This is a genomic window from Mycobacterium sp. TY815 (assembly GCF_030755135.1).
Lineage (GTDB): Bacteria > Actinomycetota > Actinomycetes > Mycobacteriales > Mycobacteriaceae > Mycobacterium.
In genome coordinates, this window is sequence record NZ_JAUFRX010000001.1 from 252,208 (window position 1) to 274,126 (window position 21,919).

At 63.8% G+C, this 21,919-nt stretch carries 17 protein-coding genes; 11 read left to right on the forward strand and 6 right to left on the reverse strand.

The window, feature by feature from the left end; all coding sequences use genetic code 11:
* Nucleotides 1-9 precede the first annotated feature (9 nt).
* Together QXK92_RS01080 and QXK92_RS01085 are read right to left on the reverse strand one after the other, a co-directional pair.
* Nucleotides 10-1,605, reverse strand: a complete 1,596-nt coding sequence (locus QXK92_RS01080) for a Na+/H+ antiporter (RefSeq protein WP_306239832.1) — start codon at nt 1,603-1,605, stop codon at nt 10-12.
* A 49-nt stretch (nt 1,606-1,654) separates the two neighbouring features.
* Nucleotides 1,655-2,755, reverse strand: coding sequence for a DUF5685 family protein (locus tag QXK92_RS01085; protein ID WP_306239834.1), 1,101 nt, complete (start codon nt 2,753-2,755; stop codon nt 1,655-1,657).
* Between the two features lie 141 nt (nt 2,756-2,896).
* Here QXK92_RS01085 and QXK92_RS01090 point away from each other — a divergent pair, with 141 nt between their 5' ends.
* Both QXK92_RS01090 and QXK92_RS01095 read left to right on the forward strand, forming a co-directional pair.
* On the forward strand, nt 2,897-3,316 hold the full coding sequence (locus QXK92_RS01090) for a protease inhibitor I42 family protein (protein ID WP_306239835.1): 420 nt from the start codon (nt 2,897-2,899) through the stop codon (nt 3,314-3,316).
* Nucleotides 3,317-3,383: 67 nt separating this feature from the next.
* Entirely contained in the window at nt 3,384-4,079 is a 696-nt protein-coding gene (locus tag QXK92_RS01095) for a DsbA family protein (RefSeq protein WP_306244077.1), read from the forward strand.
* A 307-nt stretch (nt 4,080-4,386) separates the two neighbouring features.
* Here the strand turns inward: QXK92_RS01095 and QXK92_RS01100 are convergent, their stop codons facing one another.
* Together QXK92_RS01100 and QXK92_RS01105 are read right to left on the reverse strand one after the other, a co-directional pair.
* Complete coding sequence (locus QXK92_RS01100) at nt 4,387-5,532, reverse strand: acyl-CoA dehydrogenase family protein (protein ID WP_306239836.1); 1,146 nt, start codon at nt 5,530-5,532, stop codon at nt 4,387-4,389.
* A 25-nt stretch (nt 5,533-5,557) separates the two neighbouring features.
* On the reverse strand, nt 5,558-6,100 hold the full coding sequence (locus QXK92_RS01105) for a TetR/AcrR family transcriptional regulator (protein WP_306239838.1): 543 nt from the start codon (nt 6,098-6,100) through the stop codon (nt 5,558-5,560).
* Nucleotides 6,101-6,130: 30 nt separating this feature from the next.
* Here QXK92_RS01105 and QXK92_RS01110 point away from each other — a divergent pair, with 30 nt between their 5' ends.
* From QXK92_RS01110 to QXK92_RS01115, 3 genes are all read left to right on the forward strand, one after another.
* On the forward strand, nt 6,131-7,552 hold the full coding sequence (locus QXK92_RS01110) for a serine/threonine-protein kinase (RefSeq protein WP_306239840.1): 1,422 nt from the start codon (nt 6,131-6,133) through the stop codon (nt 7,550-7,552).
* A 66-nt stretch (nt 7,553-7,618) separates the two neighbouring features.
* Complete coding sequence (locus tag QXK92_RS34000; protein WP_371934252.1) at nt 7,619-7,849, forward strand: hypothetical protein; 231 nt, start codon at nt 7,619-7,621, stop codon at nt 7,847-7,849.
* Complete coding sequence (locus QXK92_RS01115) at nt 7,836-8,231, forward strand: type II toxin-antitoxin system VapC family toxin (RefSeq protein WP_306239841.1); 396 nt, start codon at nt 7,836-7,838, stop codon at nt 8,229-8,231. Before QXK92_RS34000 ends, QXK92_RS01115 begins: the two co-directional genes overlap by 14 nt.
* Nucleotides 8,232-8,235: 4 nt before the next feature.
* Here QXK92_RS01115 and QXK92_RS01120 read toward each other — a convergent pair whose 3' ends face one another.
* Entirely contained in the window at nt 8,236-9,612 is a 1,377-nt protein-coding gene (locus QXK92_RS01120) for an FAD-binding oxidoreductase (RefSeq protein WP_306239842.1), read from the reverse strand.
* 87 nt (nt 9,613-9,699) lie between these two features.
* On the opposite strand from QXK92_RS01120, the gene QXK92_RS01125 reads away from it, so the two are divergent.
* Entirely contained in the window at nt 9,700-11,100 is a 1,401-nt protein-coding gene (locus QXK92_RS01125) for a wax ester/triacylglycerol synthase family O-acyltransferase (RefSeq protein WP_306239843.1), read from the forward strand.
* Here QXK92_RS01125 and QXK92_RS01130 read toward each other — a convergent pair.
* On the reverse strand, nt 11,097-12,344 hold the full coding sequence (locus tag QXK92_RS01130) for a cytochrome P450 (protein ID WP_306239844.1): 1,248 nt from the start codon (nt 12,342-12,344) through the stop codon (nt 11,097-11,099). The genes QXK92_RS01125 and QXK92_RS01130 overlap by 4 nt on opposite strands.
* Nucleotides 12,345-12,422: 78 nt before the next feature.
* Here QXK92_RS01130 and QXK92_RS01135 point away from each other — a divergent pair, with 78 nt between their 5' ends.
* From QXK92_RS01135 to QXK92_RS01155, 5 genes are all read left to right on the forward strand, one after another.
* On the forward strand, nt 12,423-13,667 hold the full coding sequence (locus QXK92_RS01135) for a Xaa-Pro peptidase family protein (protein WP_306239845.1): 1,245 nt from the start codon (nt 12,423-12,425) through the stop codon (nt 13,665-13,667).
* A 38-nt stretch (nt 13,668-13,705) separates the two neighbouring features.
* Nucleotides 13,706-14,821, forward strand: a complete 1,116-nt coding sequence (locus tag QXK92_RS01140; RefSeq protein WP_306244079.1) for a Xaa-Pro peptidase family protein — start codon at nt 13,706-13,708, stop codon at nt 14,819-14,821.
* Nucleotides 14,821-15,276 carry a VOC family protein gene (locus QXK92_RS01145; protein WP_306239846.1) on the forward strand — a complete coding sequence of 152 codons (456 nt, stop codon included), beginning with the start codon at nt 14,821-14,823 and terminating at the stop codon, nt 15,274-15,276. The genes QXK92_RS01140 and QXK92_RS01145 overlap by 1 nt, the downstream gene beginning before the upstream one ends.
* A 1,260-nt stretch (nt 15,277-16,536) precedes the next feature.
* The gene (locus QXK92_RS01150) at nt 16,537-19,902 is read left to right on the forward strand and encodes a DEAD/DEAH box helicase (protein ID WP_306239847.1); all 3,366 of its coding nucleotides are present in this window, start codon (nt 16,537-16,539) and stop codon (nt 19,900-19,902) included.
* A complete protein-coding gene (locus QXK92_RS01155; RefSeq protein WP_306239848.1) occupies nt 19,899-21,851 on the forward strand; it encodes an AAA family ATPase in 1,953 nt (650 codons plus the stop codon). Before QXK92_RS01150 ends, QXK92_RS01155 begins: the two co-directional genes overlap by 4 nt.
* Nucleotides 21,852-21,919: the final 68 nt, after the last annotated feature.

Consider the following 21,919-nt stretch of genomic DNA (forward strand, 5'->3'; position numbering starts at 1 on the left):
GGTAAACCCCTAGTCGACGTCGGCGGGACCGAGCAGCCGCACCTCTTCGAGGTCCATGGTCTCCTGGATCTCCCGCAGCACGATGTCGTCGATGCGCCGCTGGTTACGCAGTTCGGTGATGGCTTGGCGTTTGCGCTCCAGGACGCGCAGGTGCACCTCGCGGATCTTGTCCCGGGCCTCGGTGAGGTGATTGCTGTCGTCGGAGTCGTCGCCGTCGGCTTCGGCCAGCCGGGCCTTCTCCTCGTACTCCTTCTGCAGGCGCGCCATTAGCTTGGGGCCGATGCCGACCTCGGCCGCGACCTCGGGCAGTGCCTCCAGGGCGACTTCGGCGCCGCGGGTGCGGGCCAGTTGCACCTCCTCGGCGCGGGCCACGTCTTCGGGCAGCTGCGCCCACCGGACCACCAGGGGCAGCGTGCTGCCCTGCATCAGGACGGTCACCAGGATCACCACCGAGACGACGAAGATGATCAGGTTGCGGTCCGGGAACGGGGCGCCGCTGTGCGTTTCCAGCGGGACCGCCAGCGCCGCGGCCAGGGAGACCGCCCCGCGGAAGCCGGCCCAGCTGGTGACGCTGCGCTGCCGGAAGGGGACGTGCCGGGTGGGCCGGTTGGTGGTTCTGTCGATGGCCAGCCCCAGCATGGTGGTGAGTTCGACCCAGAGGAACCGTGTCGCGATCACCACGCCGCACACCACCAGAGCGAGGTAGAAGGCGTGCCGGATTCCGCCGTGCACGTCGGCGATCCCGCGCATGGCGTTGGGGATCTGGACGCCGACGAACACCCACAGCGAACCGTTGAGCAGGAACGTGGTGATGTCCCAGAAGGCGAACGACTGCAGTCGCGAGCGGGCCCGGATGACCCGCGGGCTGACATAGGTGAGCATCAGCGCCGACACCAGCACCGCGACCACGCCGCTGCAGTGGGTCGACTCGGCCAGCAGGAACGCCGCGAACGGTGTCAGCAGGCTCAGCGCGCCCTCTTCCAAGGGCGCGTCGATGCGGCGCCGCAGCAGCGTCACCAGGCCGCCGACGATCAGCCCGGCCAGGATGCCGCCCAGGTAGGAGTAGACGAATCGCAGGGTGAGGGCCAGCGGTCCGACCTCGCTGCCGCCGACGGCCACCGACACGGTGACGCCGAACAGCACCAGTGCGGTGCCGTCGTTGATGAGGCTCTCGCCACGCAGCACCGTCAGCGAGCGGCGCGGCAGTTTCTTCGCCAGGCCGGCGACGGCGGCGGCGTCGGTCGGGGAAAGCACGGCGCCCAGCACCGCGGCCGCGTGCGATTCCATGCCCATCGCGCGGGCTGCCCAGGACACCGCGAATGCGGTGGCGATGACCAGGCCGATGCTGGTCATCACGATGACCCGCATGTTGGCTTTGATCTCCCGGAAGCTGGTGTTCAGGCTCTCCCAGTACAGGATCGCCGGCAGGAACAGCAGCAGTACCAGCTCGCCTTCGATGTGGACGTGGGCGAAGCGGGGGATCAGGCCGAGCAGCGCGCCGAGGAAGATGAGCAGCACCGGGGGACCGACGCGGAAGCGGCGGCCCAGGAGGGTGCCCAGGACCACGGTGGTGACCAGCGCGACGATCAGAACAAGCGCGAACACCTGTCCCATCCTTGCGTAGCGTCACGCCGTCGGCGCGGCGGCTGGTGTTTCAGCTGCAGTCGCAGCAGTCTCCGCAGTCGCAGCAGCAGCTGTCGCCCTCGCAACAGGTGTCGCAGCAGCAGTCGCATTCGCACTCACAACAGCAGGCGTCGGTGCAGGTGTCCCAGCAGCCTCGTTTGGGCTTCGCTTCGGGCGGAAGCTCACCGGGCGGGATCTCGCCGGGGTAGTTGGTGAAGGGCTGGTCGCCGAAGTTGATGCCGTCCTGCTGACCGTGCGGCGTTCCGGACGGCCCGTTCGGATAGTTGTTGAAGGTGCGCGAGACCGAGCGCCTGAGCTCTTTGGTCAACAGCCGCGTGGGCAGCCGGCCGTCGGTGAAGTCGACGTCGGCGAGTGCGAGCTGGATGCCGAGCACCGCGTCGTCGCACAGGGTGCGCGCCTCCTCGATCGGTGTCCCAGTGGCGGCCAACGGGTTCCACTTGCCGTGTGCAACGTCGTCGCGGTAATCCTCGACGGCGTCCAGGAGGTGTGCCACGCGGCCGAAGAGCAGGCCGATCTCGCGCAGCGGCGCCTCGTTGGCCGGGCGTCCGGCCAGCACGGCGGTGTGCGCGAAGGCGGCGGCGACCGCGGTCTCGGTGGGTTCGGTGACCGTGAGCAGTGAGCTGCCGGGGCCGGCTTCGGCTTCCAGCTCGGTCTGGCGGTCCATCGCGGCGACCAGCACGCCGGCGTCGAAGCCCAGCTCGTGTCCGGTGTCGGTGCCGCGGCGCACCCAGCGTTCGGCGAGGCGACGCGCGGTGGGGCGTACCGCGGCCACCCCGACCAGGCCGTCGCGGTCGTCGACGTGGTCGCGGACCTTGGCCGCGGCCAGTGCCAGTGACACCACGGCGGCCAGTCGCACGCATTCGCCGGTCGCCACGTCGGCACGCTTCATGCCGCGCAGTGGGCACGGGCCGGCCGTGCGGCGCGTCGGCTTTGCCGCCGACTGCGCTTCGACCAACAGCGAGACGATCAGGCCGTCGTAGTTGGTCGCGATCCGGGCGGCCTGGCCGTAGTCGTCGCGCAACGCCAGACACAGGCCGCAGAGCTGGGCGCGCCAGGCGGCGGTGAGTTCGCCGCCGAGCCGATGACGGCAGGGCCGAATGATGCCAAACACGCATTGAAAGTACCGGACCGTTTGCTGGTGCGCGGGTATATCCGGGTGCCGTGGCGGCGGGATTTCGCCGGTTTGTGCGCCGTCTGTGAACCTGCAAAGCCGTCGGCGCACACTCGGTCCGCGGGGGTTTATTGTGCACTGATGAAGGTCAAGCTCATGGCCATCCTTGCCGCTTTCCTGATGCTGGTGGGGTGCTCGAGCCCGAGCAAGGCGGCGACCAAGACCATCGAGGTCTCCATCGACGAGGTGCTCAAAGAAAGCGCGATCACCCGGGACGTCACGCTCGCGGTCGGTGACACGCTGAAAATCTCGCTGGGCGCCAATCACAGCACGCCATACCGCTGGACGGCCGATCCGAAGATCGGGGACGCTGCGCTGCTGAAGCAGGACAGCCACGAATATCTGCGCGGCAACACCGACCGGATGGGTGCGCCCGGCACCGAGGTCTGGACGTTCACGGCGCTGAAGTCCGGGAAGACGACGATCGTGGCCAACTACGGCAGCGTGGTGGGGGATGCCGCACCGACGTGCGTCTTCACCGCGAACGTCACGGTGCAGTAGTGCGGTAGTTCCACGCCGCCTGCGTCCCCACCCGTCGCCAGAGAGGAGTCCTGCGATGACCGAGGAACTGAACAAGGTCGACTTCCACTTCGATCCGATGTGTCCGTTCGCGTATCAGACCTCGGTGTGGATCCGGGATGTCCGGGAGCAACGAGGCATCACCATCGACTGGCGGTTCTTCAGCCTGGAAGAGATCAACCGCGTCGAGGGCAAGAAGCATCCTTGGGAGCGTGAGTGGTCCTACGGGTGGTCGCTGATGCGGATCGGGGCGTTTCTGCGCCGCACCGACATGGATCTGCTCGATCGCTGGTATGCCGCGATCGGCCATGAACTGCACGACCTCGGCGGCAAGCCGCACGACCCTGCCGTGGCGCGGCGCCTGCTCGGTGAAATCGGCTGTGACGCAGACGTTCTGGATGCCGCGCTGGCCGATCCTTCGACCCACGACGAAGTCCGCGCCGAGCACCAGCGCGTCGTCGACGCGAGCGGATACGGCGTTCCCACACTGTTTTTCGAGGACGGACAGTGTCTGTTCGGACCGGTGCTGGTCGACCCGCCGACCGGGCCGGACGCGCTGAAGCTCTGGGATGTGGTCACGGGCATGGCCTCGCTGCCGCACGTGTACGAATTGCAGCGGCCCAAGACGCCGGCCGACGCCGAGCTGATCGGTCGCAGCCTGCGCCCATATCTGGACGGGCGCGACTGGGTGAGCATCAACCGGGGTGAGGTGGTCGACGTGGATCGGTTGGCCGGGCGGTCCTAGACCCTCGCGCCAGGGATTTCATTCCCATCGCCCATTCGCCGGCTGACGCTCGGGTTTCTGGAATTTCGCGACCTGAACACCGGGGTCGGCAGCACGACCAACCAACCCGGACTACGGCAACTGCCACTCGGCCAGTGCCGGTACGGGCACAGACGGCCTGCTGTCCGGCTTCTTCACCACCGCTGTCACGAATGCCACAGGTCCGACCAACGCCGTGTTGGTCACTGGTTTGCTGAACAGCGGCAACCCGGGTGGCCTGTTCAGCACCGCGGCGCAGTCGACGCAGCTGACGGCGAAACTGGGCCTGTCACACCATGGCGATCGGCGAGATCTTCAGCCCAATTGCCAAGGCGCCGGACAACTCTCGGCTGGTGTCGTAGTCGAAGATCACGTGCCCGCTAATCACGTCGACGTCGCGCTTGGCCCGCTGCAGGGGGTTGTCGAGGAAGTGCGCGCTGGCGCCGGAGGCTTCGAGCAGATCGGCGATCACGCCGCGGGATTCCTTGACGATGTGCGCGGCCGCCAGGCGTGCGTCGGCGCGCACCGCGCGGGGCACGGTGTTGCCGCTGGCCAAGATGTCGTCGATGCGGTCGGTGGTGTCATGCAGTAGGCCGTGCAGCGCGCGCAGTCTGATGCGGGCCTGGCCGAGGCGCGCCTGCGCTGCGGGCTTGTCCTTCTGGCTGGTGCCCTCGTAGGCGATGACCCGTTCGCTGAGGCGCTGGGTGTAGATCTCCGCGACGCGTTCGGCGGCGCCGAGGGCCGGCATGGCGGCGGTGAGCGCGAGTGCGGGGACCAGGGGCCAGCGGTAGACGTCCGCGTCGTGCAGCCTGGCGCCCGGCGTGGTGCCGGCGTAGATGTCGGTGATCTTGACCAGGCGGTGCTCGGGCACGAAGACACCGTCGGCGACGATGTCGTTGGATCCGGTGGCGCACATGCCGTCGGTGTGCCAGACGTCGACAATGCCGATGTCGTCGGCCGGCAGGAGCGCAAGCGCCGGGTAGATGGCGTCGTCGGGGCCGCAGAGGGCGCCGACGATGGCCCAGTTGCCGTCCATCACGCCGGTGGCCCAGGACCAGCGTCCGCTCAGGGTGACCCCGCCGTCGGCCGGCGTGCCGCGGCCGGTGGGGGCAAGCGGAGCAGCGGCGAGGAACGGCTGGGCCGCGAAGCCCTCGGCCTGGGCCCGCTCGTCGAACAGGGACAGCATCCAGGTGTGCAGGGTGTAGAACGCGGCGGTCCAGGCGGTGGAGGCGCAGCCGTGTGCCATGCGGCGTACCGGGTCGAAAATGGCTGAGAATTCGGCTTGTTGGCCGCCGTAGCCCTTGGGCTTGAGCAGCTCGGTGAAGCCGGATTCGCGCAGCTCGTCGACGGTGGCTTCCGGGAGCCGGCGCAGCCGCTCGGCTTCCTGGGCGCGCTGTTGCAGGCGGACGACGAAATCGTCGGTGATGGTCGTCATGGTTACACCATACCTTTTGGTATGGTCAGGGGCGAAGGAGGAAGTCCAGGAACGTGTCGCGTTGCCGCTTTTCCGGCGTCGCTACGGACAGATGCAGCAGACCGATCCCGGCGGCGAACGTGGTGCTGGCCCGCAGGTCGGCGTCGTCGGCGCCAAACCCGTAGTCACGGAAGGCTTGTCGTACCTGCTTGAACAACCGGCCGTCGGCGGCGCGGACGGAGGCGGCGATGTTCTCGTCGGAGCGCGCCCACTCGCGCATGGCGCGTTCCAGGGTCCAGTGCCGCGGCCTGACGAGCATCGCGATCATCTGCGACAGCCGTTCGCGGGGTTCGACGTCGCCGAGTTGCTCGATCTCGCGAAGTTCGTCGTCTTTCATCCGGGCCCAGGATTCGATCAGCGCCTGGCGGTAGGCCGCCATGTCGGTGAAATGCCAGTAGAAGCTGCCTTTGGTGACGTTCAGGCGGCTGCAGAGCCGGTCGAGTTTGAGAGCGTGGAGTCCTTCGTCGGCCACTGTCGCATACCCGGCCTGTAGCCAGTCGTCCACCGTGAGACGGCTGCTGGTCGCCATAGACGGCAGCCTACGTGGAAGGATCGGGAGATGACTTCGCCGCGTGGCGGGTCGCGTGTGGGGACCCGGTTCGGACCGTATGAGCTGCGGTCGTTGCTGGGTACGGGCGGTATGGGCGAGGTGTACCGGGCCTTCGACACGGTGCGTGGGCGGATGGTGGCGCTGAAGCTGTTGCGCCCGGATCTGGCCGCCGATCCGCAATATCAGCAGCGATTCCGCCGGGAATCCCAGATCGCGGCGCGATTGCAGGAACCGCACGTCATCCCGGTGCATGATTTCGGGGCGATCGGGGGCGTGCTGTTCATCGACATGCGGCTGGTCGAGGGCGGCAGCCTGCGGGACGTGTTGCAGTCGCGCGGTCCGATGGACCCTGCGGATGCGGTGGCGGTGGTGGCCCAGGTGGCGTCGGCGCTGGATGCCGCCCACGCCGACGGGCTGGTACATCGCGACGTCAAGCCGGAGAACGTGCTGATCAATGCCGAAGGTTTCGCCTACCTGGTCGACTTCGGCATCGCCCGTGGCGGCGGAGATCCGAGTTTGACGGGCGTGGGCCTGCCGATCGGGTCGTATGTGTACATGGCGCCGGAGCGGTTCAACGGTGGCCAGGTCGGTCCGGCGACCGACGTCTATTCGCTGACCTGTCTGCTCTATGAATGTCTCACGGGCAGGCCGCCTTTCGACTTTCCTGAACCCGCTGCGGTGATGAGCGCGCACCTGTTCTCCGCGCCACCGCGGCCGAGCATCATGCGCCGCGGGGTTTCCCGGGTCTTCGACGGGGTGATCGCCAAGGGGATGGCCAAACAGCCTGCGGCACGGTTCGTTTCGGCCGGTGGGTTGGCCCGTGCCGCTGGCGCGGTGCTGCGTCCGCCGTCGGGCACGCGTCCATTTCCCACGGATTATCCGAATCCCGAGGACACCGGTTACAGTCCCTATCCTGCTCCGGCGCCCGCGCCGGTCCCGGTTCGGCCGGTGCGGAGGCGCCTGCCGGTGCTGCTGGGTGGATTCGCGGCACTGATGCTGGTGATTGCGGCGGTGTTGGCGGCGTTCCTGGCGTTCGGCAGCCGGTCCGGTCCGTCGACGCCGTCGGCTTTGCCGACGACGTCGTTGGCCCCGTCGTTGTCTCAGCCCGTGGACGGCGCCGACGGGCTCGGCTTCGTCGGGCACACGGCGCGCTGTGACCCCGGGAACCCGCCCGCGGCGGTGCTGCGCACCGCGAAATCACTGGTGGTGGTGTGTCAGCGTGGGTCGGGGAGCTTCTACTATCGGGGTGAGCGGATCAGCGACGGCGCCCACATCGAATTGGGCGGTGCGGTAAGGGCTTCCGACGGATTCGACGTGGTGAATCCGGCGAACGGGGTGCGCTATCAGATTCGTCCGCAGATGCTGACCATTCTGAGTGGTAGCCATGTTGATTCGGCGGAACCGGCGCTGCAGTACGCCTCGGGCGGTTGATCGCCGCCTACGATGTCCGTCGCCAAGCGAATTGCACTTTGGCGCCAGTAGCGCCAAAATGGCGCCATGCCGAGCGTCCAGATCAAGGATGTCCCAGAAGAGACTCACCGGGTGTTGCGGGAACGCGCGGCGCGCGCTCACCAGTCCTTGCAGGAGTACCTCCGCAGTCGGTTAATCGCCGAGGCGAATCAGCCGACGGTGGAAGAGGTCCTCGACCGAGTGGCCGGACGACGTGGGGGTCGAGTGTCGAGTAGGGCGGCCGTCGAACATATCCGGGCCGAGCGTGATCGTCGTTGACGCGAGTGTCTTGGCTGTCGCGCTAGGCGACGACGGAGACGAAGGACAGCGTTTTCGGGAACGGCTCGAGAGTGAAATATTGGTTGCCCCAGAACTCATCGACCTCGAGGTGATTTCGGTGTGGCGCCGGCACGTCAGGGAGAAACTGATGACCGCTCGAAGGGCCAGAGCCGCGGTCGAAGATTTGTCCGACCTCCCGATCCGACGCTGCTCGCATCAACCAGTACTGCAACGCATCTGGGACCTACGGCACACCATGACGTCCTACGATGCCGCTTACATCGCCCTGGCCGAGACGCTCGCTGTCGCCCTGGTCACCGCCGACGCACACCTCGCGCGAGCATCGGGCGCCAGATGTGAGATCGAGACGCTCGGTGGCTGACCGTTTACTCGCCGAAAACCACGCCGGGATTGAGAATGCCCGCTGGGTCGAAGCTTTCCTTGATCCGCCGCATCAACGCCACCTTCGCGGGATCTTCGAGTTTGAGGTAATACGGCGTCTTGGCGCGTCCCAGCCCGTGCTCGCCGGAGATCGCCCCACCCAATTCCATTGCCAGCGCGAAGATGTCGGTCATCAGCTGCTTGCGGGCTACCGGGTCCTTCAGCAGGATCGCCAGGTGCACATTGCCGTCGCCGGCATGTCCGCAGCCGGCCACACCACCACCGGCCGCCGAAGCCAAACCCCGCACCGTGCTGAGGAATTTGGGCATCGCCGAGCGCGGTACCACGGTGTCGATGATGTCGTCGGCCCCGATCGCCTTGGCCGTCCAGAAGGCCTTCTCGCGCGCCTCGATCAACCGCCGCGCCGAGCCGCCTTCCAGCACATACGCGTCCACGGCACCCAGCTCGGCCAGCAGCTCGCCGGTACGTTCGACGTCCTCGTCCAACCGATCTGAGGTCCGGTTCTCAAGTCCCACAACAAGGTACGCCGCACAGCTGTCCCGGACCCGGTCCGGGATACCCAGTTCGAGATTCTGGGTGTGGATGATCGCGGCCATCGTCAGGTTGTCGATGTACTCGAGGATGTAGGGGGCCAGACCGGCGGCCAGCACGGCCGGCACCGCCGTCATCACCTGGTCGAAGTCGGCGAACGGCGCCACCACCGTGGCGCTGTGGTCCAGCCGCGGATACAGCTTGACGGTCACCTCGGTGGCCAGCGCCAAGGTGCCTTCGGAGCCGACGATCAGCTGCGTCAGGTCATACCCCGTCGACACTTTGGCGATCTTGCCGCCGGTGCGGATGATCTCACCCGTCGGCAACACCGCCTGCAGGCCGAGCACGTTATGGCGGGACACCCCGTATTTGACCGCACGCATCCCGCCCGCGTTGGTGCCGACGTTGCCGCCGACGCTGGCCGACAGCTCGCCGGGGTAGACCATGTAGCGCAGGCCGTACTCGTCGGTGGCGGCGTCGAGTTCGGTCAGCGTGATCCCCGGCTGCACGACGGCCACCTGGTTGGTGGTGTCGACCTCGAGAACCTTGTTCATCCGCTCGAACGAGATGAGCAGACCGCCGTCCGCGGGGCGCGCGGCACCCGACAGGCCGGACCCGGACCCGCGGGCCGTCACCGGCACGCCGGATTCGGATGCCGCCTTGAGTAGTTGGGCGACCTCCTCGGCGCTGGCCGGTTTGGCGACGTACGCCGGCCGCACGGGTGACTGGGTCAGTTCCTCGTCGTGGGAGTAGTCCTCGGGGACCGCGGCACCGGCGAGCAGGTGCTCACTGCCGACGATCTCGGCGAACCGCGTTGTCATGTCGCTCATCGGCATCAATCTATCCTTCGTTCGGCCCTCGAAGGTGAGGACTTCTGACTCTCACCAGCGCACCCGTTGGGGCGGATAGTAGCGGCCATGGAGCACCTGTCTGCCCTCGACGCCGCATTCCTTGAAGTCGAAGACTCCGATCCACACGTGAGCCTGGCGATCGGCGGGGTGTCGATCATCGAGGGGCCGCCGCCCACCCATGAGGAGTTCGTCGAGGCGTTCGCCGAACGCGTGCAATCGATTCCGCGCTGTACGCAGGTGCTGCGGACCCACCCGCTCGACATCGGTCCGCCGGAATGGGTGCAGGATCCGCACTTCGATATCTCGCGGCACCTGCACCGGCTGGCGGTCCCGCACCCTGGCGGCGACGTGGAGCTGTTCGACGTGGTGGCCGATGTCATGGAGCGCCGGCTGGACCGCGAGCGCCCGCTCTGGGAGTGCTACATCATCGAGGGTTTGAGCGACGACCGATGGGCGGTGCTGACCAAGCTGCACCACTGCATCGCCGACGGTATCGCGACCACCCAGATGATGGCGAAGTTCAGCGACGAGGGCGGTGGCGAGTCCTTCGCCACCGACATTCACGGTGCCCAGGAGCCGGAGCGGCGGTGGTGGGACGTGAAGGTGAGCCTGAACCCGGTTAGTTGGATGAGTGGCTTGGTACGCGGCGCCCTCAGCGCGGCGTCTGCCGTCGAACATGCGGCGCTGGGCGCGGCCGAGCTGACGGCCAGCATGCTCACTTCGGCGCCGGACACGTCCTTGAGTGGCTCGGTCACCACGCGGCGGCGCTATCGGGCGGCCCGGGTCCGGTTGGCCGATCTGCACGAGGTCGGCGACGCGTTCGACGTGACGATCAACGACGTGGCGCTGGCGGCGATCACCGCCAGCTACCGGCAACTGCTGCTGGACCGCGGGGAGCAGCCCGGACGCAACTCGCTGCGCACGCTGGTGCCGGTCTCGGTGCGCGGGACCAATCACTTCAACCTGACCGACAACGAGGTGTCGGCGATGCTGCCGCTGCTGCCCGTCGATGAGGCCGACCCGGTGACCCAGCTCGAGTTGGTGCACAAGCGGCTGCTGCACGCCAAGGGAAGTGGTCAGAGCGAGGGCGGCAGTGCGATGCTCTCGGTGGTCGGGAATGTGCCATTCGCGTTCTCGGCGTGGGCCGTTCGACTGCTTAGTCATCTGCCGCAGAAGGCCGTGGTGGCGCTAGCGACTAATGTCCCCGGTCCGCGTGCTGAACAACGGCTGCTGGGTCGTCGGGTAGTGGAGATCCTGCCGGTGCCGCCGATCGCGCTGCAGTTGCGCACCGGCATCGCGATGGTCAGCTATGCCGAGCATTTCGTCTTCGGCATCACCGGTGACTACGACGCCGCCCCAGACCTCGACGCGCTCGCCTCAGGGATCGAGGACGCGGCGGCGCGGCTGTTGGAGCTCGGCAGGGCGCTTCGGGTCAAACGCCGGAAGCCACGTAAGGCGTTGGCCTAGGCCACCTTCGGGGCGAAGGTGACGGGCAGCGTGCCGAGGCCGGTCATGGCGGGGTTGCCGAGGTAGACGGCAACACCGTCCTCCTCGACCGCATAGTCGGGAATGCGGTCGAGGACGGCCTTGACCATCACCTCGGCCATGGTTCTGGCCAGGTGCGATCCGATGCAGCGGTGGGGTCCGAGACCGAAAGCCAGGTGGCGGTTGGGGTTACGGTCCAAGACGATTTCGTCGGGCCGGTCGAACTCCGTCTCGTCGTGGTTGGCGGCCAGCCAGCTGATGATGAGTTTGTCGTTCGCTTTCAGGTGTTGGCCATTGAGTGTGACGTCTTTGGTGACGGTGCGGCTGAGTTGCTGATTGACGGAGAAGTAGCGCAGGAACTCGTCGGTGGCGGTGCGGTACAGATCGGGGTTGTGTCTCAGTTCGTCTCGCAGCTGTGGGTGGGTGCCAAGGTGCAGCAGGGTCAGCGCGGTTTGGGAGGTGGTGGTGTCGACGCCGCCGCCGATGAGGTTCCAGATGATGTTGAGCAGTTGCTCGTCGGTGAGTCTTTGATTCTCGAACTCGAACTGGAGGAGGAAGCTGGTGAGATCTTCTTTCGGGTCGCCTCGTCGCAGGGCCGCGTATTCGAGGACGCCCTGCATCATCTCCGGGACTGCGGCGATGGCCGTGGCGTATTCGGGGCTGTCCTGGGGGACGGCCATGACGGCGTGGAAGAGGTTGGCGTAGAGGTGCCAGTTGTCGTAGGGCAGGCCCATCAGCTTCATGGTGAGGATGGCCGGGACGGGGCTGGCGAAGTCGAGCACCAGGTCCATGTGCCCTTCGGTGATGTGTCTGTTGAGGAACTCGTGCGCCTTCTCTTCCATGAACGGCCGCAGTTTCTCGACTGCGCCGGGGGAGAAGAACGGGGCCAGGGCGTGTCGCAGGGCCTGGTGGTAAGGGCCGTCGATTTCGCCGATCCCGAGGGCGGGTTGGCCGTCGGGGCGCGGGACGCCCATCTCACCCTGGTAGTCGATGCCGTCTTCGGCGTTCGGCTCGTATTTGTGCGCGAAAGCGTCGCCGTCTCGGGCGGTTTCCCGCACCGCGTCGTAGCTGGAGAGGTACCAAAATCCGCCGTAGTTGGTGTTCCAGGCGACCGGGCATTTTCTTCTCAGCTCGGCGTTGATGGCGAGTTCGTTGAGGTTGAACTCGTCGGAGTGGTGGTCGAAGTCGACGATGATCTCGGGTGGGATGTCGGGCCGGGCTGTCACTAGTCGGTGCCTCTCAGTGTGCGCGTCGGGGTCGGCGGAGGGTGCGCGGCGGAGCGCACAGCGCTTTTTACGCTATCTTTGCATTATTACGCGCTAGAGAGGTGTGGGGCCATCGAGGACTGGGCGGCTGGGGCGACGATCGGCGGGCAGGTGATCCCGGCGCTGCCCGATCTGGCTCGCATGCGCCGGGAACGTTTCGCTCGGTTGCAGGTCGGTTTGGCTTCTGCCGGCTTGGACGGGTTGGTATTGCTCGGGTCCAGCGCGGTGTCGTATGCGACAGGTGCGTTGACGCCGTCGATGGACGGTGACACGGCGGCGTTGTTGCGTCCCGTGGCGGTGGTGGTCGCGGGGGAGTCGGCGCCGCATCTGTTCACGATGTTCGCGGACGGTGCCCCTGACGATGTGGTGGTGCATGGGCCGTTGTTTCCGGACCTCGACGATGGGGCGTTCGGTTCGGAGCTGGCCTCATTGTTTGGCGCTGGCGCTCGGCTGGGCATTGACCACTTGTCGCACGCCATGTTTCGAGGGCTGACGGGCTATGAGTGGGTGGACGCGTCGGGGGTGTTGGGCTCGGCGCGGGTGTTGAAGACGGTCGACGAGGTGGCGTGTATTCGGCACGCGCAGTTGCTGAATGAGCTGGCGATGGAGGATGCGCTGGCTTTGCTTCGGCCGGGGGTTCGGCAGGTTGACTTGAGTGCGGCGTTTCTGCGGCGGGTGTTCGAGTTGGGGGCGTCGGCGGGCGGGATCGATCCGATCTGGCAGGTGATGGCTCCGTCTCGTTCGTTGGGGCCGTGGACGGTGCATGGTGATCTGGCGTATCCGACGGTGACGTCGGATCGGTTTCTGCGGTACGGCGATGTGATCTGGGTGGACGCCGGGATCATGTACGAGGGGTATGCCTCGGACTACGGGCGGACCTGGGTGGTGGGGTCTGGTTTGGATGCCATGCAGCATGGGCAGTTTCGGCGGTGGCGTGGGGTGGTCGACGCGTGCCTGGACGTGTTGCGCCCAGGGATTTCTGGTTTGGAGTTGTGCAAGGTTGCGGTGGCGGCCAATGACGGGGTGCGGCCGTGGATCGAGCATTTCTATCTGGCGCACGGAGTGGGGACCGATAGCGCGGAGATGCCGTTGATCGGGACGGACCTCGGCGAGGATTTTGATTCTCGGCTGGTGGTGGAGCCAGGGATGGTGATGGTGTTTGAGCCGGTGATCTGGGATGAGGGGTCGGCGGGATATCGCGCGGAAGACATTGTGGCCGTGACGGATAACGGGTGGGTGAAGTTGAGCGGCTCTTCGTATTCGCCGTATGGGGCTTCGGCATGAGTCCGGTGGCGCGGGATTCCGGTGTGCGCGTTGGCGTCATGGCTTTGGAGGACTCGTGTCGGGTTGACTTCGCTGCTTTGCGGGCTGAGCGGCGGGCAAAGGTGTTCGCCGGCATGGACTCTGCTGGGCTTGACGCGTTGATTCTCGGTGGCGCCGGCAATGTGCACTACGTGTGCGGCGCTCGGTTGTTGGGCCGGGCCGGGGTTTTGCCATTCGCGCCGGTGTGTGTGGTGGTGCGCTCGACCGGGCGGGTGCATCTGCTCTCGACGTGGGACGAAGGGGTGCCGCCGGAGATCGAGCGCGAGGACCTGTATCCGCTGAGCTGGAACCCGTCGAATCTCATGCGCTCGGTGGCTTCCATTCCGGGACTGGGGGAGTCGCGGCGGATCGGCACGGATGGGTTGACGGCGACGTCCGGGGCGATGATTGCGTCGCTGGCTTCGGGTGCGGAGCTCGTCGACGGGGGAGCGGTGGTTGAGGCTTGCCGGCGGGTGAAGACGGACGCGGAGATTACGTGTCTTGAAGTGGCGACGGCGATTTCGGAATCGGCGTTGAGTGTTATGGCTTCGGCTTTGGGTCCGGGGGTTTCGGAACGGGAATTGCTGGGGGTTTACTCCGAGCATGTGGCGCGGTTGGGGGCGCCGGTGCCGCCGTCGGAGAGTGTGTGTTTCGTTTCTGGTGACTCCGTCGGGTTCCGTCACGTGCCTTCGGATCGGGTGGTGGGGGATGGGGAGTTGGTGGTGTTGGCGCCGGGGGCGCTGTATGCGGGGTATGAGGCGGGGCTGGCGCGGACGGTTGTGGCCGGCTCCCGGAGTGGTGATGCTAGTACGGCTTTGGGGGAGCGATGCGCGGTGGCGATGGATGCGTTGGTGGGGGCTTGTCGTGCGGGTGGGGTTGGGGCTGATTTGTACCAGGCGTGGGAAAGAGTTGGTGTAGGCCCGGCTTCGGTGGTGCTCGCTCACGGGGTGGGGTTGGGGGCTGAGCCGCCGGTGATCGGGTTGGGGCGTGGGCGCGATGCGGTGTTGGAGGAGGGGATGGTGTTGAGCGTGCAGTCGTGGGTCGTGGAGGAAGGGGTTGGCGGGTGTCTTCAGCGTGACACGGTGGTGATTGGTGCTGGCGGCTCCGAGGTGCTGACGCGGTACGGGAGGTCGTAATGGGTTCGCAGCCGGTCGTTTTCAACCATGTCGGATTGTGCGTGCGGGATCGCTTGGCGTCGCGGCGGTTTTACGAGGGGCTGCTGGGGTTTCAGTTCTGGTGGGAGTTGGACGCGCCGGAGGAGGGGACTGCTGCGCTGTTACAACTGGATCGGCCGGTGGGGTTGCACGCGACTTATCTGGTGCGGGATGGGTTGGTGCTGGAGCTGTTGGACTATTCGGGTCGTTCTGTATCGGGTGGGCCTGAGCGGGTGATGGATCAGGTTGGGCTGACGCACATTTCGTTTTCGGTGTCGGATCTTCGTTCGGTGCTGGCGCGGGTTGGGGAGTTTGGGGGGAGTGTCGTTGAGGGGACGGTGTCGGAGGGGGCCGCGATGGTGCGGGATCCGGATGGGCAGTTGTTGGAACTGCTTTCGGATGGTTGGCTAAGCGTTTTGCCGGGACGTCCTCGATAAGGGCATTCGCCACTCATGCTTTGCAGGAATCCTCTTGACAGCGGCGCTCGCACGGCAATACGCGGGCCCACGATGTCGTCCGGCTTGGCGTGTGGGCCGATCCCTGTGGGAGGGAATGATCGCGATAGTGTCGAAATATGACTTCTGCGAATAGCGACGAAGTGGATGAAGTAACTGACGGACGCTCCAATCCTCACCGCGAGGAACTGGACGAGCCTGTCGACGTCGACCCAGATACTCCCATAGCGACTCGCGCCGGCGTCCCAGGTCCATGGCGCGTATCTGACGGCACGCCTGTTCCGTTCGCCGAAGCCAAAAGGGTGTGGGCTGAGGTCGCCTATAAGGAATTAGTTATAACGGCAAGGAAGTACAACCACTATGTAACGTATTCGGAACTTGCGCATCGAGTCTTGAAAGAGTCGGGTATCAATTACCGTCCACATCAGCGGAATTGGATCGGAAAAGTCCTGGGCTTGGTGGCGCGAAGATGCGTCGAGGCTGGCGAGCCTCCCCTCACGGCACTGTGTGTGTCTACTGGTGACGAATGTGTCGGTGTGGGATACGAGTATGTGCTGAAACTAACGGGCGAGTCTGTGCCGGATGACCTCCAGCCGCATGCGGCTGAAGCGCGGTTGCAGTGTTACCGATTCTATGGAGCGGAGTTGCCGCCTGATGGTGGCAAGCCCACACTAACCCGGCGGGTCGCGGAGCGCCGTACCAAGGTAAATCGACCAGAACCCCCGCCCGCCCGGCTGTGTCCGGTGCATCGAATCCAGTTACCTGCCACGGGAATTTGTGATGATTGCATCTGAGGCAACGACCTTGTTGATCGCGATTTCAGAGGTCACGACGGAGCCGACGGGTCGTCCTTCCGTTCCCACAGGCGGGCGTGGCTGCGGCCGCGTCCGGGCTGGCGTGAGGTGGAGTGCAGCCGGCGGGTTGGACGAATAAACACTTGTGCTGCTAGTTGACTGACATTCAGTGGGCCAGATCGGCGGGAAGTATGACAGCGACACCGACTCTGCTAGGCAGACGATCCAGGTACACGAGATGCCGAAATTTCCAAGAAGCGCTGGGAAGGGCCATGCGGTGCCCAGCTGTGGCACTCAACGGGAGTGGACGCGGAGTCGATTGGCCTGCAAGTTAACGGGAGATGACGAAATCCCAGCAGTGGAAGCCCCAACTTCGTAAACTCGCATCCCGGGAGGAGGGCCCGCTCTTGCTGCACACCGTCTCAGACCGTCAGTTGCTGTCCGTTATATGACAGCCGAGGAAGTATCGACGAGCTCCATACATCCATCGTTCGGCTATCACCCTGATGTCGATGGCCTTGATGTAGCTCTGGCCCGGACATCGTTTCGTCGTGCCCTGGTGCTCGACTACCCCGTACGGGAACTCGTTGACCGCGTAACTGAGTGTCGAGTTTTATGGCAGCCAGAAGTCTCTCTGCCCGAGGGTATTTACTGGTTTGAGGGCATCGAGCAGCCGATGTTATTTCAGGTCGCAGTAGGCGAGCCTCCCGGCGGTTCGATGTTGACAAGCCTGGCAGAGCTTGAAGATGCTCACCCGCTCGCGGCTGCGTGGGGATGGGCAGAAGAGCTTTGGGGCAAAGCTCTACCCGTACCGCGGCCACAGTTTGAAGTTAACGACACCGCGGTCACCAGCCCGGGCGACGTCGACGTGACAATCCGCGAACGCAAATTCCTGACTGACCAGTGGTCGTACACGGTAACTATCGAAGGCCGTCGACAGGACGTCATAGAGTCCCGCCTGAAGCCGCGCCCGCAGCTGGATGACCCAACTACGTGGGTCATGAATCAGCCAACGCCAGCCAGCCGATTCGGGGCGACGCTCACCCGGGCGAAGCTGCTTGGAAAATTCGCCAACACGCTGTTCTCTTTCCGGGCCACACGGACGACGTTCCGACCCTATCAATTCAAACCCGTCTTGAAGTTGCTCCAGACCGGCAAAGCACGGCTCCTCATCGCCGACGAAGTGGGCCTCGGTAAGACGATCGAGGCCGGTCTCATATGGACCGAACTCGAGGCTCGTCAAGAGGCCGACCGGGTTCTGGTGGTCTGTCCTTCGAGTCTGCTCAATAAGTGGAAAGAAGAGATGGCTGACCGATTTGAGTTCGAGCTGGTGGAACTTGATGGAAGCGGTCTGAGAAATTTTCTTGAGAGACACCGCCAGAATCGGTTGCCGCGGAGGCAAGCCTACATTTGCAGTCTTGAGCGGCTGCGCAGCTGGGACGGCATCGATGAGCTAAGGGAGTTTCCGCCGGAGTTTGATCTGATCATCGTTGACGAAGCACATACGATGCGCAACCAGGACACAAAGAGCTACGCACTCGGATCGGAGATCGCGGAGTGGGCCGAGAACCTGATCTTCCTGACCGCGACGCCGATCAACCTCCACCAGCAAGATTTGCTGAACTTGCTGGAATTACTCGCGCCTGAGGATTATGGAGATATCGGAGACCTCGAACTGCGATTGGAACCAAATCGCATTACCAACAGCCTAGCGGCAAAGCTGACGCAAAAAGGCGTGCGTGCAGGCGATCTCCTTGTCGAGCTGGAGAAGCTTGCCGCTACAACTTACGGAGCATCCTTAATGAGGCGTCCGGAATTTGGGCTGCTCCAAGTATTACTCAAACGAGATGAGTTGTCACCGCAAGATATCGTTGAGGCCAAGCGCTACTTGGCCGATCTCAATACCTTGTCGACCGTCATTACGCGGACCAAGAAGGTCGAAGTTGACGATCGCAAAGCCAAGCGCAAAGAAGACAGGCGCAACGTTGAATGGACTGAAACCGAGAAAAACTTCTACGACGAGTACCTGGCATGGTGTCAACGGCGAGCGGCCTCCATGGGGCGGCCGCTGCACTTTGCGATGCAGATGCCACTGCGTCTGGCGAGTGCATGTTTGCCAATGGCGCGTCAGGCTGTCCTTGACCCAGTTAGCTTCGGAGCGCTTTCCGATGCAGATTCCGATGAGTCGTCGCCCCGAATCGAGCCGCACCCAAACCTCATCTCAGCAGCTCAACGGTTACCGCATCACATAGACACCAAGTTCGACCTCCTCTTGGAAGTTCTACGCGAACTTCACAGTCAGCAACGTCGGGCCTTGCTATTTACGCACTCTCGGCCGACTCTTTCCTACCTTAAGGGCAGGCTTGAACAAGACTTTCAAGTGGCACTCATGCATGGTGGTGTTACTCGCGACGAGCGCCGCAAGATCATGGCTGACTTCCGTTCCGGCGAATACGATTTCGTGATGGCCAACAGAGTCGCCAGTGAAGGCCTTGACTTCGAATTCTGTTCAGCGGTCATCAATTACGACCTTCCATGGAATCCGATGGAGATCGAGCAGCGAATTGGCCGAATCGATCGCATCGGTCAGAAAGAGGAATCGATTGTCGTCGTCAACTTTGTTAACGACAGTACGATTGACGAGCGCATCCTAAGCCGGTTGTTAGATCGAATCCAAATTTTCGAATCATCGATAGGTGCGCTCGAACCGATTATCGCCGCCAACGCGCCCAAAGTTTTGCAAGCGGGATTCGACTTCTCGCTGACTGACGCGGAGCGGGAGCAAAAAGTTCACGAGATGCTGACTGCTATGGCGGAGCAGCAGGCCGGAATACAGGATATATCGGATGCTTCGACTGCTTTACTGGTCAGCAATGATGTCGATGTAGCCGGGCTAGAGGACGACCTGGTTCGGACCGGCCGCTACATCGGCCAACGTGAATTGGCGCTTCTGCTTGACGACTGGGCCCGGGTCGATGGTGCTGAGGGCATAACCTTCGCGCGGGACAACTTCACGGTCGAGCTTCGCGGCAACCCAGCTATGGCGGCGCGTGTGGAAGAGCTGGCGAAATCGAATCAACGCACCCGCGCTGAGGTCAGTTCGGCTGCTACATACCTTCGAAACGAGCTGCCAATGCCACTCGTGTTAGACCAGGAATTCGCGAGGACGAGCGGCGGCATGCTGCTGACAGCGACGAGCCCGCTCGCCATGGCCGCCGCAGCCGTCCCGGGCCACCGGCAGGCAAGATTCGCATCACTGCAGCTAGCCGCGTCGGAAGGGGATGTCGTACCCGGCGTTTATGTTGCCGTATTAGCGACTGCTATTTCGGCATCGCGCGCAGGGGACGAAATTTGGGGATGCGCTGTGAACGAACAAGGACGAACCGCCGGCGATGGGCCAGTGAACGCCCTTCTTGCGGCACTTGCCGAGGGAGGCTTGGTTGACGCACCGATCCCGCAGTCGACCGGACGGCTCGATCGGCTCGCAGAGCGAGCATTGAACCAGCTTCATTTTCGTCACGTGCGTGAGCAGGCGAAGAGGGATCACGAGTTCAGTGCGCTTAAAGAGGCGAAGTTGATCAGTCTTCAAGATCAGCATCGTCGCAAACAACAAGCCATCTACAACCGGATTGTCACTGCAGAAAGCCGCGGCCGGGGGCCGCGGTCGATCGAGCTGTTTCGTAGCCAATCACGTAGGGCTGATGAGCGGTTTGCTCGACTTACGGCTGAAGTCCAGGGCCAGTCGCAACCAGAAATCCGGCTAGAGCCCTTAGCGGCATGTGTCTTGACCATAACGTCGCGGGTGTCAATATGACTCAAGCGAAAGACCAGGAGATACAGGACGAGCGCACTGCTCAGAAGCAGTACGCAAAAGTGTTGCGCGACAGAGCGAATCGACCCTCCCCGTATCAAGGTCCTCGCAACGGCTTGTGGACCGGCAGCGGTATCCCCAAGCGGCGCGAGGTATTCAAAGACGAATTGATCGGACGTGTGGCTCTGGTGCAACCAGACGAAGATGTCTTAGACGGCGGTTCTGACTTTTACATAGGTGAGACCTACGCGAATGTGAACGGTATCAATGTGTTTGGTTGGACTACGCCTATCGCGTGCACATTTTTTGGTGGGTCAGACCACCACCCTCTGTGCGACGATGTGGCGGTCGTGCGAGCGTTTCGCCGGGAGGATGGTCAGATTGTTGACCTCATAGATGAAAGATTGCGTGACGATGCTCCCGCGCAACCATTTAAGAAGCGTGAGCTAACCATTCCGGTGCCCCCGCGTCGGCCTGCGCTTCCTTTACCGACTAATTCCGCGTCGGAAGTATCTGTAGTTCCACCTAGCTTTACCGAGGAGCAAGATCGCACGCCGCCACGGGTCACTCCGGTTCCTGACAGTGCAACTGCAGGGGCGGGCCGTGAATTGCCGCGGTTGCGCGCCGAGCCGCTCCTCAGAGCTCAGTTGCTGGCTCCGCGCACGAAAAGTCTTGCGCCGGTGCTGTCGACATTGCAGCCCGACCAGTACGACTTGGTCACCCTTCCAGCGATGGATAGTGTCATCATCGAAGGTCATCCGGGTACGGGTAAGACGATTGTGGCTTCGCACCGTGCTGCATACTTTGTCAACGAAGAGATTCCGCCAGAGAATGCGCTGGACGGAAACGTGCTGTTGGTGGGCCCCACGACTGGATACTCACGGCACGTCCGCCAAGTGATTTCCCGGCTCGCGGGGGGGACGCAACGCATCAGAGTGATGTCGCTCGCCGAGCTCGCCGACCACATAATCGGGGCCAACAGAGCTCCTCATGTCGGCTCATCGCGGACGTACCACGACGTCGGTTGGGAACTGGCCAAGTTCGCACGCTCTGCCATCGCTAAATTGAGAGCTGCAAAAGGCATAACCCCAACAGCTGAACAGACTTATGAGTACCTGCGCGGCAGCCCGGCAACCTTGACCCGTGATCGTGACTGGTCCCAGTATCTCCGTCAAATGCCGCCTTTCAAAGAAGCGCTTACGTTGCGGGTTCATGCCCCATTATTGGCTTTTATCAAATGGGAGATTTCGAAACCCGCAGACTTGAACTTTGTCGAACACATCATCGTAGATGAGGCACAAGACGTCACTCCACTCGAATGGCTGCTGCTAGATGAGATCAACGAAGCTGACGCGTGGACGATTTTAGGCGATCTCAATCAGCGCCGTTCCGACCACACACTGTCCAGCTGGGCGCCGGTCCTGGATGTCATTGCCATCGACCCTGAAACACCAATTCGAACGATGAGGCGTGGGTATCGGTCCACGAAACCAATACTGGAATTCGCCAACAAGCTTCTTCCGCGTGATCAGCGAAAATTTCATGCGCTTCAAGAGCTCGGCCCCGAGCCTCTTGTAAGGAAGGTGCGCCCGAAAGAGTTGGGAGACACAACTTTACGCCAGGTGCAGCGTCTTAACGCAAGCTACCCAGCTGGGACCATCGCAGTGATCAGCCCATCGCTAGCATCGGTAACTGCTGCTTTACGATCAGCTGGGTGGCGAGTTTCTGCTGGCGATTCTCAGCAATGGGAAAAGGATGGCAATGAGGTGACGGTGGCGCTTCCGGATACAGCGCGAGGGCTGGAGTTTGACGCAGTCGTAGTTCTAGAGCCAGCTGACTTTCCGGAGAATTTCGGGCGCAAAGGCCCTCTGTATACCGCCCTGACGAGGGCGAACCGCGAGCTCTGCATCGTGCACGCACGACCCCTTCCCGACGAACTGCGACGGAGGTAGGCGCCGACCATGGTTACCCACCTATCGATGCGCGTGCCTTGGCGTGATCAGCCCTGGGATCACCGAGT

Excerpts from the sequence above, each read along its gene's own strand:
- QXK92_RS01100 (WP_306239836.1), bottom strand. The coding sequence starts at position 5,532 with ATGACGACCATCACCGACGATTTCGTCGTCCGCCTGCAACAGCGCGCC.
- QXK92_RS01125 (WP_306239843.1), top strand. The coding sequence starts at position 9,700 with ATGGAGCACCTGTCTGCCCTCGACGCCGCATTCCTTGAAGTCGAAGAC.
- QXK92_RS01155 (WP_306239848.1), top strand. The coding sequence starts at position 19,899 with ATGACTCAAGCGAAAGACCAGGAGATACAGGACGAGCGCACTGCTCAG.
- QXK92_RS01105 (WP_306239838.1), bottom strand. The coding sequence starts at position 6,100 with ATGGCGACCAGCAGCCGTCTCACGGTGGACGACTGGCTACAGGCCGGG.
- QXK92_RS34000 (WP_371934252.1), top strand. The coding sequence starts at position 7,619 with ATGCCGAGCGTCCAGATCAAGGATGTCCCAGAAGAGACTCACCGGGTG.
- QXK92_RS01120 (WP_306239842.1), bottom strand. The coding sequence starts at position 9,612 with ATGAGCGACATGACAACGCGGTTCGCCGAGATCGTCGGCAGTGAGCAC.
- QXK92_RS01150 (WP_306239847.1), top strand. The coding sequence starts at position 16,537 with ATGACAGCCGAGGAAGTATCGACGAGCTCCATACATCCATCGTTCGGC.
- QXK92_RS01110 (WP_306239840.1), top strand. The coding sequence starts at position 6,131 with ATGACTTCGCCGCGTGGCGGGTCGCGTGTGGGGACCCGGTTCGGACCG.
- QXK92_RS01145 (WP_306239846.1), top strand. The coding sequence starts at position 14,821 with ATGGGTTCGCAGCCGGTCGTTTTCAACCATGTCGGATTGTGCGTGCGG.
- QXK92_RS01090 (WP_306239835.1), top strand. The coding sequence starts at position 2,897 with ATGAAGGTCAAGCTCATGGCCATCCTTGCCGCTTTCCTGATGCTGGTG.
- QXK92_RS01140 (WP_306244079.1), top strand. The coding sequence starts at position 13,706 with ATGGCTTTGGAGGACTCGTGTCGGGTTGACTTCGCTGCTTTGCGGGCT.